Consider the following 18579-nt stretch of genomic DNA (forward strand, 5'->3'; position numbering starts at 1 on the left):
ATCGTAGGCCTGATAAGCTCATCAGGCATTAATTTAAACCCCATACCCCATCATCTTCAGCAACTGCTGCGCGTGCTGTACCGCGTCCTGACGGTGCGCGACGCCGAGTTTCTGGTAGAGGTTGCGGATATGCGTCTTAATGGTGGTCGCGGCCACCGCCAGTTCGCCGGCAATCTGTTCGTTGCTGTAACCGGAATAGATAAGCCCTAACACCTGCCATTCACGCTGGGTGAGCGGGCTGGTGCGAATAAGCTCCGGGACATCCGGATGGTTAAGCAGGCGCTCGACGAAGCCTTCGTCAAAATGGGCGAATTTATGCCGGTGATGTTGGTTAATCTCTCGCAGGATGCGCTGCGCGCGATGCTGCTCCATCTCCGGTAGCGTATTAAGCTGGATAAGCTGACGCAATTGTTGCGCCATGGCTTCGCCTTCAATCACAAAATGGCTGATAAATCCGGTGCGGTTGGCAAGCTGTAAGGCATCAAGCAATACGCGCTGGGCGTCGTTTTTCCGCCCGGATTGCCAGTAAAGCTGATTGAGTAACAGCAGATTGCGGTTTAAATCGCTCATTAAGCGCAGGCTACGGGCATTCTCATTTAACTCTTCCAGCACGATTTCCGCAGGCTCGAATTCGCCCAGCAGGATCTGCGCGCGGGCGATATTCCGCCATTGCCCTTGCAGAAAATGGTTATTGGCAAACGCCGGTTTGGGCGTATGACGTAACCAGTTGGCGGCGGATTTTTTGTCGCCGGTTAACTGCCAGTAAATGACACGCACCTTATCGGCGTTAGAGATCCAGTCGCAGTGATAACGGCCATTGCCTAATAAATTTTCCAGTCGGTTAAGCTGACTACGGGCATTATCCAGATCGCCGCGCGCCAGCGAGCACTGCACCAGTAACGTCAGGCACTGCAACTGTTGTTGCGGCTGGAAGGTGGACAGCACAGCGATACCGCTGCGCGCCGAGGCCTCCGCTTCGTCAAGGCGCGCCCACGCCCACAGCAATTGCGCGCGGATACGTACCAGAAACTCATGCATCGGCAGTTGTTCCAGATGTTGCTCTTTGATCAACTGGAAGGCTCTCTCCTGCGTTTCCCATGCGGCCTGCAGGAATCCCTGGGCGAACTGAATTTCACTTTGTTGAATTAAGCTCCACAGCGCGTAATGCCAGACGTCATGATGGCGCGCCATTTGTTCGGTTTGCTGCATCAGCGATAAAGACTGGCTGAGATCGCCTTTACAGTGCAGCACTTCGCCGTGAACGGAGGTCGCGACAATACGGCTATAAAACCAGGCGAGAGGAAGCTCATCCAGCGCCAGTTTCGCCAGCCGCTCTGCCTCTTCCGGATTGCCGTCGTTGATGGCGACCTGGGCGCGCAGCGCGTTAAATTCAGCATGTAGCGTGCCGTCCATGACCCCTTTGATCTCTTGCTCGGCGCGCGCCAGCAGCGTATTCACTTCGCTGTAGCGGTGTTGGCTTTGCATCAGCCAGGCCTGTAACAACACCAGCCGCGGATTTTCCAGCAGGCTTTCCCACGGCAGCGCTTTTAATGACTCTTCCAGCAGCGCCAGTTCACTGTGATTAAACAGCCCCCACGCATGGTTAAGCAGGATATCGCGCAGCATTTGCGCGTCACCCGCCGCCAGCGCATGATGAATAGCTTCGCTGGGAAAACCCTGTTCCATCCAGCTTTCTGCGGCCGCGCGGTGGATCTCCGGCAGTTCCGCCGCCAGTTCCCACTGGCAACGCTGGCGCAGAAAGCTACCAAACAACGGGTGATAGCTAAACCATTCGCCCGTGTCGTCCATGCGTTGCAGGAATAACCCCTGGCGCTCAATCTCCTCCAGCCGCATCTGGCCGTTTTCTTCGCCGGTCACGCGCACGATCAACGCGTCATTCATTGAGCGTAAAATCGCGCTTTTAAGTAAAAAATGTCGGGTGCTGACATCCACGTTATCCAGTACTTCGTCCACCAGATAATCAGAAAGGTGGCTGGCATTAATCCCGGCAAGACGGCGGGCGGAGTGATGCGCAGAGGTATGGTTCTGGCGCGCGGAAAGGGCGATCAACTGTAGCGCAGTGGCCCAACCTGCCACATCGTCGCACATGCGGCTGCTCTCAGCGGCTTCAATGGGCGACGAAAGACGACGGTCAAAAAATTGCTTTGCTTCCTGATGGTTAAAAGCCAACTGCTGGCTGCCGATTTCCAACAGCTGATCGCGCACGCGCAGGTTAGCGATGCCCAGTTGCGGCAAATTACGCGATAACACCACCAGGGTGAAATTTTCCGGCTGATGCCGTAAGAAAAAGCGCATCGCGTCGTGAATCACCGGATTGGTAATCAAATGGTAGTCGTCAATCACCAGATAAAGCGGGCGATGCCACTGCGCCAGTTCAATAAAGAGCTGTGCGAAGAGGGACGTCAGGCTGGCATACTGACGTTTTTGCGCCATCGCTTCGCTGGTAGAGCAGTGTCCGCCAGTGGCCTGTTGGATAGCGGCAATTAAGTAGCTGGCGAATCGCTCTTGCTGGTTATCGCCTTCGTCGAGAGAGTACCAGCCTAATTCATTTTTGCCCGCCGCCCACTGTGAGACAAGCGTGGTTTTCCCATAGCCAGCAGGACTGGTTACCAGGGCGAGCCTGAAATTGTTCGCGCCGGAAAGTTTAGCCAACAGCCGCTCACGAACCACGGTATGGTCGAGACGAACCGGACGACTTAATTTAGACGGAATCAACATAGCAATCACTTCACTGTGGGAAATGGGGGGAACTGCGATTTTTTTTGCGCTTCGTAATTAATAGATATAAGGTCGGCCAGAAAGCATTTTAATGCAAGCTAAGCAGACTTTTTATGTGTCTGAATTTGCACTCTGTCACAATTCTAAATAACGGTATTAAAAAAGTATTCGGCGCGGTTGAAACGAGCGTCAGAGCTGGGCTGAGGTCATATTTCCGTTATTGTAAATAATGTCCTGGACAGGATGCGGATTTAACACAATGGCGATACCAGGCGTTTAATTAATTATGTTAAGTTAGTGAACCTCCCGCTGCTGAATATTTCAGGTAAGAAACTATTTCGGCGTTCATATAATCTTCGAAAATATCCCTTCGCGATTTACTGTTATTTCTGTTTATTCATTTGATTATGCGTAACACTGGGTGTCGTTGACAGGAATCGGCGCGTTTATACAGGGGGAAGTGGCGGCGATCACACTTTTATGCTCATCCCCGCTCCTCCTCCCTCCCTAATCATTGCCGGGAGGAGGAAGGTCAACATCGAGCCTGGCAAACTAGCGATAACGTTGTTTTATTACCCGAGGACGGATTTCCTATGTCACAGCCAACCTTCAATAAAGATCAATTCCAGGCCGCCCTGACGCGTCAGTGGCAGCGTTTCGGTTTACTGTCGGCGTCCGACATGACGCCTCGTCAGTGGTGGCAGGCCGTTAGCGGCGCACTGGCGGAATTACTGAGCGCGCAACCGGTAGTGCAGCCGACGAAAGGCCAGCGTCATGTGAACTACATTTCGATGGAATTTTTGATTGGCCGCCTGACGGGAAATAACCTGTTAAATCTGGGATGGTACCAGGACGTTAGCGATGTGCTGAAAGCGCACGATATTAATCTGACCAATCTGCTGGAAGAGGAAGTCGATCCGGCGCTCGGCAACGGTGGTCTGGGACGTCTGGCCGCCTGCTTCCTCGATTCGATGGCCACCGTCGGGCAGTCCGCTACGGGCTATGGTCTGAACTACCAGTATGGGCTGTTCCGTCAGTCATTTGTTGAGGGCAAGCAGATGGAAGCGCCGGATGACTGGCATCGCGGCAGCTATCCGTGGTTCCGCCACAACGAGGCGCTGGACGTCCAGGTTGGAATCGGCGGTAAAGTCACCAAAGAAGGGCGCTGGGAGCCAGGTTTTATGATTACAGGCCAGGCCTGGGATCTGCCGGTGTTAGGCTATCGTAACGGCGTCGCGCAACCGCTGCGTTTGTGGCAGGCGACCCACGCGCATCCGTTTGATCTGACCAAATTCAACGACGGCGCTTTCCTGCGGGCGGAACAGCAGGGTATCGATGCGGAAAAACTGACGAAGGTGCTTTATCCCAACGATAACCACACGGCGGGTAAAAAACTGCGTCTGATGCAGCAATACTTCCAGTGCGCCTGCTCGGTAGCGGATATTCTGCGTCGCCATCATCTGGCCGGACGCAAACTGCATGAGCTGGCGGATTACGAGGTCATTCAGTTGAACGATACTCACCCGACTATTGCCATCCCTGAACTGCTGCGCGTGCTGATTGACGAGCACCAACTGAGCTGGGATGACGCCTGGGCTATCACCAGCAAAACCTTCGCCTACACCAACCATACCCTGATGCCGGAAGCGCTGGAGTGCTGGGACGAGAGGTTAATCAAAGCGCTGTTGCCGCGTCATATGCAGATTATCAAGCAGATTAACGATCGCTTTAAGACGCTGGTCGATAACACCTGGCCTGGCGATAAGCAGGTATGGGCAAAACTGGCGGTGGTGCATGACCGTCAGGTACGCATGGCCAATATGTGCGTGGTCAGCGGCTTTGCGGTCAACGGTGTGGCGGCGCTGCACTCCGATCTGGTGGTGAAAGATCTGTTCCCGGAATATCACCAGCTTTGGCCGAACAAATTCCACAATGTCACCAACGGCATTACGCCGCGTCGCTGGATCAAACAGTGCAATCCGCAGCTTGCGGCGTTGCTGGATAAAACGCTGAAAAAAGAGTGGGCTAACGATCTCGACCAGTTGATCAACCTCGAAAAATACGCTGACGATGCGAAGTTCCGTCAGCAGTATCGCGACATCAAACGGGCGAACAAAGAACGGCTGGTGAAATTTATCCAGGCCCGTACCGGGATTGAGATTTCGAGCCATGCGATTTTTGATATTCAGATCAAACGTCTGCACGAGTACAAGCGTCAGCATCTGAATCTGTTGCATATTCTGGCGCTGTACAAAGAGATCCGCGAAAACCCGCAGGCTGATCGCGTACCGCGCGTATTCCTGTTTGGCGCGAAGGCGGCGCCGGGCTATTACCTGGCGAAGAACATCATTTTTGCTATCAATAAGGTTGCGGAAGCCATTAATAACGACCCGGCGGTGGGTGACAAGCTGAAGGTGGTTTTCCTGCCGGATTACTGCGTCTCGGCGGCGGAAATGCTCATTCCGGCGGCGGATATTTCCGAGCAAATTTCCACTGCCGGGAAAGAGGCGTCCGGCACTGGCAACATGAAACTGGCGCTGAACGGGGCGTTGACAGTGGGAACGCTGGACGGCGCTAACGTTGAAATCGCTGAGAAGGTGGGTGAAGAGAATATCTTTATCTTTGGCCATACTGTGGAAGAGGTCAAGGCGCTCAAAGCCAAAGGCTACGATCCGGTGAAATGGCGTAAAAAAGACAAAGTGCTGGATGCGGTGCTAAAAGAGCTGGAAAGCGGTCAATACAGCGATGGCGATAAACATGCCTTTGACCAGATGCTGCATAGCCTCGGCAAACAGGGGGGCGATCCGTACCTGGTCATGGCGGACTTCGCCGCTTATGTCGAGGCGCAAAAGCAGGTGGATGCGCTGTATCGTGACCAGGAAGCGTGGACGCGCGCCGCGATCCTCAATACCGCGCGCTGCGGTATGTTCAGTTCCGATCGCTCTATTCGCGATTATCAAGCCCGTATCTGGCAGGCAAAACGCTAAGGGAGCGCGATGGAAAATAAACGTCTCGATAGTGCCGCGCTGGCGGCGGGGATCAGCCCCAGTTACATCAATGCTCATGGCAAACCGCAGTCTATTGGCGCTGAAACCAAGAGACGTTTGCTGGCGGCGATGCACGGCACGACAACAGGACCACAGGCGGTCGTGCCGAATGTGAAGGTTTATACCGCGGGTAAAAAAATGGCGTTGCCGGTAGAGGGGCGCGGTGAGTTTTCCTGGCTGCTGACTACGGAAGAGGGCGAGCATTACAAAGGGCGCGTGACGGGCGGTAAAAAACTTAACCTGCCGGCTACGTTGCCGGAGGGCTACCACACCCTGACGTTGACCCAGGATGAACAGCGTACGCACTGCCGTATTATCGTCGCCCCGCCGCGATGCTATGAGCCGCAGGCGCTGCTGGAAGGGAAAAAACTGTGGGGGGCCTGCGTCCAGCTTTATACTCTGCGTTCAGAAAAAAACTGGGGTATTGGCGATTTCGGCGATTTGAAGTCGATGCTGGTCGACGTGGCGACACGCGGCGGCGCGTTTATCGGCCTGAATCCGATCCACGCGCTTTATCCGGCGAATCCGGAGAGCGCCAGTCCCTACAGCCCCTCGTCTCGTCGCTGGCTGAACGTGATATATATCGACGTCAACGCCGTCGAAGATTTCCGCCTGAGCGAAGAGGCGCAGGCATGGTGGCAAATGCCCGCCACACAGCAAAAGCTGCGACAGGCGCGCGATGCGCAATGGGTGGATTACGCTACCGTTACCGCGCTGAAAATCACGGCGCTGCGGATGGCGTGGACGCGCTTTGCCGCTCGCGACGATGCGCAAATGGCGGAGTTTCGTCACTTTATCGCCCGCGAAGGCGAAAGCCTTTACTGGCAGGCGGCATTCGACGCGCTGCATGCGTATCAGGTGAAAGAGGATGAGCAGCGCTGGGGCTGGCCAGCCTGGCCGGAGGCGTACCAGTCGGTAGAGTCTCCCGCTGTAAAACAATTCTGTGAAGCGCACCGCGAAGAGGTGGAGTTTTATCTCTGGCTTCAGTGGCTGGCCTGGCGCCAATTCGCCGCCTGCTGGGATACCTGCCAGAGTTTTAAACTACCGATTGGTCTGTACCGCGATCTGGCGGTTGGCGTAGCGGAAGGCGGCGCGGAAACCTGGTGCGACCGGGAGCTGTACTGCCTGAAAGCATCTGTCGGCGCGCCGCCGGATATCCTCGGCCCGCTCGGTCAGAACTGGGGGCTGCCGCCAATGGACCCGCATATCATTGTCGCCCGGGCGTATGAGCCCTTTATCGACCTGCTGCGCGCCAATATGCAAAACTGCGGCGCGTTGCGCATTGACCATGTCATGTCGTTGCTGCGTCTGTGGTGGATACCGTATGGCGAAACAGCGGATCAGGGGGCTTACGTCCATTATCCGGTAGATGATTTGCTTTCTATTCTGGCGCTGGAGAGCCAACGTCACCGCTGTATGGTGATAGGCGAAGATCTGGGGACGGTGCCAGTTGAGATTGTCGGCAAGCTGCGCGATAGCGGGGTCTATTCTTATAAAGTGCTGTGGTTTGAAAATGACCTTGAGAAAAACTTCCGCGCGCCAGGTGCGTATCCGCAACAATCGATGGCTGTCGCCTCGACGCACGATCTCCCCACGCTGCGCGGCTATTGGGAATGCGGTGACCTGACGTTGGGTAAAGCTCTGGGGCTTTATCCGGATGAAGTGATTCTGCGCGGGCTGTATGAGGATCGCGAGCGGGCGAAACAGGGGCTATTGGACGCGCTGCATAAATATGGCTGTCTGCCAAAACGCGCCGGGCATAAGGCATCGTTAATGTCGATGACGCCAACGCTAAATCGCGGACTTCAGCGCTATATCGCCGACAGTAACAGCGGTCTATTGGGGCTTCAGCCGGAGGACTGGCTGGATATGGCCGATCCGGTTAACGTACCGGGCACCAGCGATCAGTATAAAAACTGGCGGCGGAAGCTCACCGCCACGCTGGAGCAGATGTTTGCCGATGAGGGCGTAAACAAGCTGATTAAGGATTTGGATAAGCGCCGAAAAGCGGCCGCGAAGAAGAAGTAATAAAGCCGGGGATTTCCCCGGCTTTATTATGGTGAGAGCACGTAGGTCTGATAAGCGCAGCGCCATCAGGCAATCCTGGCGCACATTGCTGCCTTATCCGGCCTACAAGCTGTCTCGCTTAAACCACCATACCCAACAGCAGACAGCCGATCAGGCCGCAGACGGAGATGATCGTTTCCAGCATCGACCAGGATTTAATGGTCTCGCCGATAGTCAAATTGAAATACTCTTTGAACAGCCAGAAGCCCGGGTCGTTGACGTGAGAGAAAATCACGCTCCCGGAACCGACTGCGATAACCATCAGTTCAGGGCTAACGCCGGTAGTGGCGATCAGCGGCGCCGCAATGCCGCCTGCGGTAATCGCCGCGACAGTCGCGGAGCCCAGCGCGATACGCAGCACCGCCGCGATAGACCACGCCATTAACAGCGGAGAGACATTGGTTTCATGCATCATTGAAGCGATGTATTTATCCACGCCGCTATCGACCAGCACCTGCTTGAACGCGCCGCCGCCGCCGATGATCAGCAGCATCATGGCGATAATTTTGATGGAAGAGACCAGCGTATCGTTAATCTGATCCATTGAACGCCCGCGGTTCAGGCCAAAGGTGAACATCGCAATCAGTACGGCAATTAACGTAGCCATTACCGGGTCGCCCAGGAACTCGGCAACGGGCAGGAAAGCGTGGCCTTTTGGCAGAATCATCTCGGCAATCGCACGCATCGCCATCAGAATAACCGGAACCAGCGACGTCCAGACGCTGACGCCAAAGCCCGGCATCTCTTCTTCCGTAAAAGTTTTCGCGCTGTACAGGCCTTCCGGGATCGGCTTATCGATACCTTTCAGGAAACGGGCGTAAACCGGTCCGGCAAGGATCACGGTCGGGATTGCCAGAATCGTACCAAACAGCAGCGTCTTACCCATATCGGCATGGAAAATCGTGGCGATTGCGGTTGGGCCCGGGTGCGGCGGCAGGAAGCCGTGTGTGACGGAAAGCGCCGCGGCCATCGGCACGCCGACGTACAGTAACGGGATATTCGCTGCTGCGGCAATGGTGAATACCAGCGGCAGCATCAGAACGAAGCCCACTTCATAGAACAGAGCGAAGCCGACGGTAAAGCCGGTTAACACTACGGCCCACTGAATATGCTTTTTACCAAATTTCGCGATCAGGGTAGTGGCGATACGTTGAGCGCCGCCGCAGTCGGCAAGCATTTTGCCCAGCATGGCGCCGAACCCCATAATCAGGGCCAGACTGCCAAGCGTACCACCGACACCGGCTTTGATGGAGCCGATGACTTTATCCAGCGGCATTCCCTGCATCAACCCGACAGCGAGCGCTACCAGGACAAGGGCGATAAATCCGTTCATTTTGAAGCGGATCATCAGAAGAAGTAACAAGATAACACCGATAGCAACGATGACTAATGGCATGATTTACCTGGCCTTTACTTTGTTATGGGTAACGTCATTGTTTCGACGACAAATTCCTGTTGTTCCCGACGGGAACAGAGTCGCAATAGCACCAATACTGATTACCGTTGAAACGAATGAGCGTAGTCAGATGTTATATGGATGTTAGGTGCCCATAAGAATGATACGGGTAACATATGGGTGTTGAAAATGACCCTGGCAGGCAAAATTTAAATTATGAGACACAGGTCATGTTATCGGCGAAAGGAGAAGGACCATCGTTCTGAGTTGTGGCTGATAGCGCAGGATGGCGGCGTAAACGCCTTATTCGGCCTACGGTGGGGCAGACAAGGCCCGACAGGCGCAAGCGCCATCGGGCATGGATGCGGGGAAAATCTTAGTAGTAGGAGTGCTCGCCGCGCTGGTGTTCGGTCAGATCGCGAACCCCTTTCAGTTCCGGGAATTCATTCAGCAACTGTTTCTCGATTCCTTCTTTCAGCGTGACGTCAACCATCGAGCAACCGTTACAACCGCCGCCAAACTGCAGAATTGCATAGCCTTCATCGGTAATTTCCATCAGCGAGACGCGACCGCCGTGGCCCGCCAACTGCGGGTTAATCTGCGATTGCAGAGCATATTCCACGCGCTCCATCAGCGGCGCGTCATCGGCCACTTTGCGCATCTTCGCGTTTGGCGCTTTCAATGTGAGTTGAGAACCTAGCTGGTCGGTCACGAAATCAATTTCCGCGTCTTCCAGATAGGGCGCGCTCAGCTCGTCGACATAAGCGGTCAACAGGTCAAATTTCAGTGCAGTATCGGTGGCTTCTACGGCGTCGGGCGGACAATAAGAAACGCCGCACTCTGCGTTAGGAGTGCCGGGATTAATGACAAATACGCGGATTTGCGTCCCTTCTTCCTGATTTGCCAGCAGTTTGGCAAAGTGCGCTTGTGCAGCATCGGAAATACGGATCATAGTAATGGCCTAATAGTTGACTATTTTAGTTGGTTATAATACGCCCATCATCGAGGCTCTACAAGGTTCGACACAGGCACCATACCTGGACAGTCGCTGCGCCGTTGCGCAAAAGCAGTTGCGCGATTTCCGCGACGGTACTTCCGGTAGTGACGACATCATCCACAATAACCATATGGAGACCCTGTACCGGCAATTCAAGGCGAAACGCGTTTTTCAAATTGCGTTTCCGTAACCTGGCGCTGAGATGATGTTGTGTTGCGGTCGCCCGTACCCGCGTGATGGTCTGGCTGTCCCACGCGCAGCCCAGCCAGTGCGCTAACGGTTGGCATAACAGATCGCTTTGGTTAAATCCCCGCCGCCAGTGTCGGCGCGACCAGAGCGGAACGCTGACGATTCTGTCGGGAAGCTGCAAGCCAGTGCTGCGGCGCGCCATGAGGACTTCCTGCAACAGTAGACGCGCCAGAGCGGCGGCAATTTCGTTACGGCGGGTAAATTTAAGCTGATGCACCAGTAAACTCAAGGGCGGCGTATAGTTACTGACGCTCACCAGACGCTGCCAGGGCGGCGGTTTTTGCAGGCAGCGACCGCAGGGGAGCGAAGGATGCCTGGCGGGTAATCCACATTGCGGACACACGCTGACGCGCTGGCGGACGGCGCGCGCGCATACGGAACAAATCCCCCAGTGGCTTAACGCCAGCGGCATTCGGCATAGCCAGCATAATCCCGGTACTGTTAGCATAGGTGCATCCTTGTTAGACAAAAGAGAACAGTAACTGATGAATGACATCTGGTGGCAGACCTACGGCGAGGGAAATTGTCATCTTGTGCTGCTGCACGGATGGGGATTGAACGCGGAGGTATGGCATTGCATTCGCGAGGAACTCGGCTCGCATTTTACGCTGCATCTGGTCGACTTGCCGGGCTATGGTCGCAGCTCGGGGTTTGGCGCCATGACGCTTGAAGAGATGACGGCGCAGGTAGCGAAAAACGCGCCGGACCAGGCTATCTGGCTTGGCTGGAGCCTGGGCGGCCTGGTGGCGAGTCAGATGGCGCTCACCCACCCTGAACGCGTTCAGGCGCTGGTGACAGTCGCCTCTTCGCCATGCTTTAGCGCGCGTGAGGGGTGGCCGGGAATAAAACCGGAAATCCTCGGCGGATTCCAGCAGCAGCTTAGCGACGATTTTCAGCGCACGGTGGAGCGTTTTCTGGCGCTGCAAACGTTAGGGACGGAGACGGCGCGTCAGGATGCCCGCACCTTAAAAAGCGTGGTGCTGGCGCAGCCTATGCCGGATGTAGACGTGCTCAATGGCGGACTGGAAATCTTAAAAACGGTCGATCTACGAGAAGCGCTTAAAAATGTGAACATGCCGTTTTTGCGTTTGTATGGTTATCTGGACGGTCTGGTGCCGCGTAAAATCGTGCCTTTGCTCGATACGTTATGGCCGCACAGTACATCACAGATAATGGCGAAGGCGGCCCATGCGCCGTTTATCTCGCATCCGGCGGCGTTTTGTCAGGCGCTGATGACGCTAAAATCATCGCTGTAACCAGGGCGTTGCCGGGCCCGGACCATTCTGCAAGGTTAATGGCTTTCAGACGCCAGATCGGCAGGCGCCAGCCCGGTAACCCTAAGCACGGTATCGCGATCGAAACCATCGTTTAGCATGGAGCGGGCAATGCGCAATGCGGCGAGCCGTTGGCCTTCCTGCTTGCCTTGCTGTAACCCGTTACGATGTCCTTCCTGACGTAATCTGTCTGCGATAGTCATGATCTTCTCCTTATGCTGTGGGATACGCATAGCCACCTGGCGGATAAACGTATTGAAGCGCGCGGCGTCGCCAGTGTGCATCATGTAATTAAACAAACTTTGAAGCTGGGTGTCATTAGCGTATCCCTTAACCAGCAGGGCGACCAGCTGTTCGACAAGCCCCATCAGATCGCGCTGGCGGATGTGTTTTTGTATGAGTTCCAGCAGCGCGACCCGTCGGTGCCGCATAATCTCGTCGTCCGGCACGACCGTAATATCGACCAGAGGAAAGGCGGTGGCGTATAGCTTACGCGCCATCACCGGGTCGGCAAATTCATCCAGCCAGCATAATGAGAACGGATAGGGGCTTCGGTTTCCGTGGTAAAACAGCATTGGCACCACTAACGGCAACGTCTTATGCCCGGCCTCCAGGTGCCGTTGCATTGCAGCCATTGCGTAACGCATCAGCCGAAATGCCATATGCGCGTCCGGCGTACTCTGATGTTCAATAACCACGTAAATGTAACCTTCACCTTCACTTGTTTCCAGCGACCACAGAATATCGGAATAATGGGGGCGTAAATCCTCTTCAATAAAGCTACCGGACTCCAGCCGTAACGTATTCAGATTACAGATTTGACGTAATGTCGTCGGGAGATGAATTTCCAAAAAATCCCGTGCAGTATCGGGGTGGCATAGAAACTGTTTGAATACCGCGTCATGCGGCGTGGATGTTGTTGAGGTCGCCATATCGATCCGTCATCGGTGAAGTTCAATGGCGTGACACTACGCGCAGACCGGGCTGATTGCAGTAGAGGATTAGTGCGCTTGCGAGGTGCGTGGGGAGATAAATGCGCACGGCGGTAACGCTTTCATCTTTGTGGAAGGCATGACGCAAAATTGCCCGGCAGCGTGACGCGTACCGGGCAACATAACGCGGGATAAAGGCCGGATAAGACGCGTTACGTCGCTACCCGGCGAAGGTTAACGCAAGGCCCACCATTCGCGCAGGCAGGCTTTACCTTCCGGACAACTTTTACAGCTGCCTGAAAGGCAGCCGTCCGGTTCTTCCGGGATACGTACCGCTTTACCCATGATCTCCAGTTGATTCAGCATGGCGTCGATCATGGGCTGCGGAGCGTGCAGCGTATGGCTGATCTGCGTTGCCTCCATACGCCCCCGTAGCGCCAGTAGATCGCGAACCTGTATCAATGAAGCCATTTTTTACATCCCTTAGTGACAATTGCCCGCAGTGCCCGAACAACAGGAACTGACGTTTTTGCGGGTTGCCAGCAGTTCAATGTCTACACGGCTGCGGGCGCGGCGCAACAGGCTTAACACCACAACGTTAAAGACGATCACTGCCAGAATACAGATCAGGCTGTACGTCGGGTGCTGACTGAAGCTGGTAACCTGGTAGAACAGCGTGGCGAGCGAATAGGCGATATTCAGCCCCCACAGGATGGAGAAGCCCATCCAGCCGCGGCTGGACTCGCGGGCGATAGCGCCCATTACCGAGATACACGGTACGTAAAGCAGGACGAAAATCAGGTAACTGTACGCCGCCGCGGCGCTGCCGAATTTTTGATCCATCACGCCCATCGCGCCGGTCGCCATTTCGCCGTCACCTTTACTCGCTTCGATCGGGTTAGCCAGTACGCTCAGGCTAAAGGTGTCTTTCAGGCTTTGCCAGGTATCGTCAACCGCGCCCAGCAGTTCATCGCCGAGGTGGACGTCGGCAGGATTAAACGCTTCGTCCTGAATATTTTCGGCGGTGTAGAGCGTGTTCAGCGTACCGACGACAACTTCTTTCGCCATGGCGCCTGTAAACAGACCCACGGTCGCTTGCCAGTTATCCTCATGGACGCCGATCGGTTTAAAGACTGGTGTGATGACCCGGCTTACAGAGGCGAGGGCGGAGTCATTAATGTTATCGACGATTTTGCCGCTCAGCGAGAAACTGTTAAACGCGCTCAGGAAAATACTCACGATGATAATGACTTTACCGGCGCGTAGTACAAAACCTTTCAGGCGTTGCCAGGTCTGGATGATCAGGCTCTTGATATGCGGTACGTGGTAAACCGGCAGCTCCATCACAAACGGAGAGGCTTCGCCGCGCATAATGGTATGTTTCAGCATCAGGCCGGTTAATACCGCCATGACAATACCCAGCACGTATAGCGAGAAGACCGCCAGCGCGCCGTTTTGCCCGAAGAAGGCGGCGGCAAAGACGGCGAAAATCGCCAGGCGCGCGCCACAGGACATAAACGGCGCCATCATGATGGTCATCAGGCGTTCGCGCGGAGCGTCAAGCGTGCGGGCGCCCATCACGGAAGGTACGTTACAGCCGAAGCCGACAATCAGCGGCACGAAGGATTTACCCGGTAGTCCCAGCGCCTGCATCAGGCGATCCATGACGAAGGCCGCGCGCGCCATATAACCGGAGTCTTCAAGGAAGGAGAGGAACAGGTACATCATCCCGATTTGCGGCACCAGCGGCAGGACGGTATTGATCCCGCCGCCAAGACCTTGCGCCAGGAAGATGGTTAACCAATCCGGGAAGTGCAGCGTGTAGCCAATCCATTGAATGCCATGAATAAAGATGGCGACGGAACCGGCATCAAACAGAGGTTGCAACGCGCCGCCGATGTTAATGGCGAGCAGGAACATCAGGTACATCACGAACAAAAAAATCGGTAAGCCGAGGAAGCGGTTCAGGATAATTTTATCGACCGCCCTGGTGAAGCGGCTGGGTTCGGCTGTCAGGGTATTGCTGACCACGTCGCAAATAGCGGCGATACACTGGTAACGGGCGTCGGCGATATGCAGCGCCGGGTCGTCCATTTCGTCCTTCAGACGGGCCAGGGAGGTGTCCAGGTTTTGCGCCGCCTCGCCTGCGTAAGCCCGGCTGTAGATATCGCCCTCCAGCATTTGCAGACCCAGCCAGCGGCGCTGTTGTAAAGGCATCTCCTGGGCCATCGCGTCGGCTAGGAAACCTGCTTCGCGCAGCAGCGGCTGGGCATAATGCACCAGTTCGACGTTGTCATTAGCGTTGTGACGGTCAATGGCCAGTTTCAGCGCCTCGATACCGCGACCGCGAGTCGATACCAGCGGTACGACAGGGCAACCCAGACGCGTGGACAGAGCGTCGACATCAATACGAACCTGCTGTTTTTCGGCGATATCCAGCATGTTGAGCGCGACAATACAGGGGATACCCAGCTCCAGCAGTTGCAGCGTCAAATAGAGGTTGCGCTCCAGATTGGAGGCGTCCACAACGTTTATCAACAGATCGGCGTCGCCGCTCAGGATGTAGTGGCAGGCGATCTGTTCGTCGAGAGAGGTTTGTGACGAGATGGTCGTCAGAGAATAGGTGCCGGGTAAATCTACCAGCGTGACCTGGTGGTCAGTTGTCGCGAACTGGCCCTCTTTACGCTCGACGGTGACGCCCGCCCAGTTCCCCACGCGCTGACGCGCGCCGGTGAGTTGGTTAAATAAGGTGGTCTTGCCGGAATTAGGATTACCAATTAAACCAATGGTTAATTTTTTCATTTTTATAGACTCACTGTATTAACAGGAAACCGCTTCCACTTCTATTAACGCCAAATCCTTTTTACGTAAAACCAGACTCACGCGTCGTGTTTCGATATGGATCGGATCGCCTAAGGGCGCGACGCGGACAACATTAAATGAAGAGCCGGGCAACATGCCGAGCGAAAGCAGTTTTTGACGATACGCCGGGCTGATTTCACGCGCAAAGCCGGTGATTTTCCACGCAGTGTCAGGAGTGAATTGCATACGACCTACTTGTTTCTTACTAACTGGATGTATACCTCATGCGGCGCTCAGGGGGGCGGCAGGAGACCCGATGTTTAGCCAACGAAGGAAAGAGTAAATAATCAACAACACAATGATAATGAGAATGGTTTCTATCTTCAACGATTAAAATGTGACGGAATGTACAAATAAGCGATAATTTGCGCCGATGTTGATATGGCTCAACATTTATTTGTCTTTTTGCAAATACCCCTAATGTGCAAATATCCACCGTTTTTAATGTTTAATTAAGGTTTCATCTGTTAATAAAGTGATAATTAATAGTGCAGATAGCAGAAGAAAATTAATTAACAGATTCTAATGGGTAAGATTTAATTGTTAATTAAAAAAGAAAGGGTTGGACGTATTGCAAAATCGCAGGCCGGATAAGAAGTAACCCGGCCTGCGTATTACCCGATTAGCGTTTTTTTCCCATTGCGGCTGCCAGCGCGTCCATCATGGCGCTGTTACCGGCTGGCTGGGCGTCACGACCGCGCGGTTTCGCCGCTTTTGATGCCGGGCGGTTGCCCTGAGCGCGATCGGCGCCGCCGCCGCGGCGAGCGGCGGTTTCGCCGGGCTGTTCGTCCAGACGCATCGTCAGCGCAATACGCTTACGTTGCAGATCCACTTCCAGCACTTTCACCTTCACGATGTCGCCCGCTTTTACCACGGTGTGTGGATCGTCGACGAACTTAGTCGACAGGGAAGAGATGTGGACCAGGCCATCCTGATGAACGCCGATATCGACAAATGCGCCGAAATTGGTGACGTTAGTGACCGCCCCTTCCAGAATCATCCCCGGCAGCAGGTCGTTCATGGTTTCGACGCCATCGGCGAATTGCGCGGTTTTAAATTCAGGACGCGGGTCGCGGCCCGGTTTTTCCAGCTCTTTGATGATATCGCTCACGGTCGGCACGCCGAATTTATCGTCGGTAAAATCAGCGGCCTTGAGGTGACGCAATTCGTTGCTGTTGCCCATCAGATCTTTTAGCGCTTGCTGCGTCGCCGCCAGAATGCGTTCGACAACCGGATAGGCTTCCGGGTGGACGGTGGAGGCATCCAGCGGGTTATCGCCGTGGTTAATACGCAGGAAGCCCGCGCACTGCTCAAACGCTTTCGGCCCCAGACGGCTCACCTTCAACAGTTGCTGGCGATTCTGGAACTGACCGTTCTCATCGCGCCAGGCGACGATGTTTTGCGCCATCATGCGCGTTAAGCCCGCGACGCGGGTCAGCAGCGGCACGGAGGCGGTATTCAAATCGACGCCGACGGCGTTTACGCAGTCTTCGACCACCGCATCCAGCTTACGCGCCAGCTGCGTCTGGCTGACATCGTGTTGATATTGGCCGACGCCGATCGATTTCGGATCGATTTTCACCAGTTCCGCCAGCGGATCCTGCAGACGACGGGCGATAGAGACTGCGCCGCGCAGGGAGACGTCGAGATCCGGAAACTCCTGCGCCGCCAGCTCAGAAGCGGAATACACGGACGCCCCCGCTTCGCTGACGATCACTTTCTGCGCCGTCACGTTCGGGAACTGTTTCTGTACGTCGAGATAGAAGCGTTCGGTTTCACGCGAGGCCGTACCGTTGCCAATCGCGACCAGTTCGACGTGGTATTTTTCGCACAGCGCGGCGATCACGGTAGCCGCTTTGGCCGCCTGACCGGTATGCGGATAAATGGTATCCGTCGCCACCAGCTTGCCGGTGCCGTCAACGACAGCGACTTTTACGCCGGTACGCAGGCCAGGATCAAGGCCCATCGTGGCGCGCAGGCCTGCGGGGGCTGCCATCAGCAGGTCGTGCAGGTTACGCGCAAACACGTTAATCGCTTCGTCTTCCGCACGTTCGCGCACGGTGCCCATCAGTTCGGTTTCGAGGTGCATTAAGACTTTGATACGCCACGTCCAGCTCACTACGCCTTTGCGCCAGCTATCCGCCGGGGCGTTATTTAGCCGCAGGCCGAGATGGTCCATGATGATTTGCTCGCAGTAGCTTTCTTTTGGCGGCTCATCAAACTGTGGGTCGGCATTGAGCGAAAGTTGCAGAATGCCTTCGTTACGACCACGGAACATGGCCAGCGCACGGTGAGACGGGACGTTAGCAATGGGCTCATGATGGTCGAAATAGTCGCGGAATTTTGCCCCTTCTTCCTCTTTGCCGCTCACGACGGTGGCGACCAGATGGGCGTTCTTCCACAGGTAATCACGCACTTTCGCCAGCAATGCGGCGTCTTCGGCAAAGCGCTCCATCAGAATGTAGCGTGCGCCGTCGAGCGCGGCCTTCGTGTCCGCCACGCCTTTGTCGCCATCAATGTACTTTGCCGCTTCCACGTCAGGATCGTGGGACGGCTCGTTCCAGAGCAGATCGGCCAGTGGCTCAAGGCCGGCTTCAATGGCGATTTGTCCACGGGTGCGGCGTTTAGGTTTATAGGGCAGGTAGAGGTCTTCGAGCTCGGTCTTACTTAACGTAGCGTTGATGGCGCCAGCCAGCTCATCGGTCAGTTTGCCTTGTTCGGAAATGGACTTGAGGATGGCCTGACGCCTGTCTTCCAGCTCACGCAGATAGCCCAGACGCGTTTCCAGGTTACGCAACTGCGTGTCATCCAGACCGCCGGTGATTTCTTTACGATAACGTGCGATAAACGGCACGGTGTTCCCTTCGTCAAGCAGGCGAACGGCAGCTTCAACCTGCCCGGCATTTGCCTGGATTTCACCCGCAATAATGCGGCAGAAAGAATCATTCATCATGGGTTAGCTTCGTCTTCAGGATAAAAATCAGGGGATAGTTATACGGATTGGCTGGCAAAAATG

General features: G+C 55.1%; 12 protein-coding genes. 3 read left to right on the forward strand and 9 right to left on the reverse strand.

What is annotated here, in order from left to right:
* Nucleotides 1-33: 33 nt before the first annotated feature.
* On the reverse strand, nt 34-2739 hold the full coding sequence (malT, locus tag ACLJRS_RS17770) for an HTH-type transcriptional regulator MalT (RefSeq protein WP_000907030.1): 2706 nt from the start codon (nt 2737-2739) through the stop codon (nt 34-36).
* Nucleotides 2740-3332: 593 nt separating this feature from the next.
* Between malT and malP the strand changes: the two genes are divergently transcribed.
* Nucleotides 3333-5726 (forward strand): maltodextrin phosphorylase, encoded by a 2394-nt coding sequence (gene malP / locus ACLJRS_RS17775; protein WP_000082267.1) that lies wholly within the window; start codon nt 3333-3335, stop codon nt 5724-5726.
* 9 nt (nt 5727-5735) lie between these two features.
* Nucleotides 5736-7814, forward strand: a complete 2079-nt coding sequence (malQ, locus tag ACLJRS_RS17780; protein WP_000428728.1) for a 4-alpha-glucanotransferase — start codon at nt 5736-5738, stop codon at nt 7812-7814.
* Nucleotides 7815-7932: 118 nt separating this feature from the next.
* On the opposite strand, the gene gntT is transcribed toward malQ, so the two are convergent.
* The 3 genes from gntT to gntX form a co-directional block, all read right to left on the reverse strand.
* Complete coding sequence (gntT, locus tag ACLJRS_RS17785) at nt 7933-9249, reverse strand: gluconate transporter (protein WP_001131737.1); 1317 nt, start codon at nt 9247-9249, stop codon at nt 7933-7935.
* Nucleotides 9250-9625: 376 nt separating this feature from the next.
* Entirely contained in the window at nt 9626-10201 is a 576-nt protein-coding gene (gene nfuA, locus ACLJRS_RS17790; RefSeq protein WP_000619387.1) for a Fe-S biogenesis protein NfuA, read from the reverse strand.
* 58 nt (nt 10202-10259) lie between these two features.
* Nucleotides 10260-10943 (reverse strand): DNA utilization protein GntX, encoded by a 684-nt coding sequence (gene gntX / locus ACLJRS_RS17795; protein WP_000958742.1) that lies wholly within the window; start codon nt 10941-10943, stop codon nt 10260-10262.
* Between the two features lie 37 nt (nt 10944-10980).
* On the opposite strand from gntX, the gene bioH reads away from it, so the two are divergent.
* A complete protein-coding gene (gene bioH, locus ACLJRS_RS17800; protein WP_000998144.1) occupies nt 10981-11751 on the forward strand; it encodes a pimeloyl-ACP methyl ester esterase BioH in 771 nt (256 codons plus the stop codon).
* 35 nt (nt 11752-11786) lie between these two features.
* Here bioH and ACLJRS_RS17805 read toward each other — a convergent pair whose 3' ends face one another.
* The 5 genes from ACLJRS_RS17805 to ACLJRS_RS17825 form a co-directional block, all read right to left on the reverse strand.
* Nucleotides 11787-12701: an Rpn family recombination-promoting nuclease/putative transposase gene (locus ACLJRS_RS17805; protein WP_000235955.1), complete on the reverse strand. Its 915-nt coding sequence runs from the start codon at nt 12699-12701 to the stop codon at nt 11787-11789.
* A 234-nt stretch (nt 12702-12935) separates the two neighbouring features.
* A complete protein-coding gene (feoC, locus tag ACLJRS_RS17810; protein WP_000157589.1) occupies nt 12936-13172 on the reverse strand; it encodes a [Fe-S]-dependent transcriptional repressor FeoC in 237 nt (78 codons plus the stop codon).
* 12 nt (nt 13173-13184) lie between these two features.
* The gene (feoB, locus tag ACLJRS_RS17815) at nt 13185-15503 is read right to left on the reverse strand and encodes a Fe(2+) transporter permease subunit FeoB (protein WP_000736985.1); all 2319 of its coding nucleotides are present in this window, start codon (nt 15501-15503) and stop codon (nt 13185-13187) included.
* An 18-nt stretch (nt 15504-15521) separates the two neighbouring features.
* Nucleotides 15522-15749, reverse strand: a complete 228-nt coding sequence (feoA, locus tag ACLJRS_RS17820) for a ferrous iron transporter A (RefSeq protein ID WP_001160955.1) — start codon at nt 15747-15749, stop codon at nt 15522-15524.
* Between the two features lie 436 nt (nt 15750-16185).
* On the reverse strand, nt 16186-18516 hold the full coding sequence (locus ACLJRS_RS17825) for a Tex family protein (RefSeq protein ID WP_000980662.1): 2331 nt from the start codon (nt 18514-18516) through the stop codon (nt 16186-16188).
* Nucleotides 18517-18579: the final 63 nt, after the last annotated feature.

The organism is Salmonella sp. SAL00670, assembly GCF_046552235.1.
Classification (GTDB): Bacteria; Pseudomonadota; Gammaproteobacteria; order Enterobacterales; family Enterobacteriaceae; genus Salmonella; species Salmonella enterica.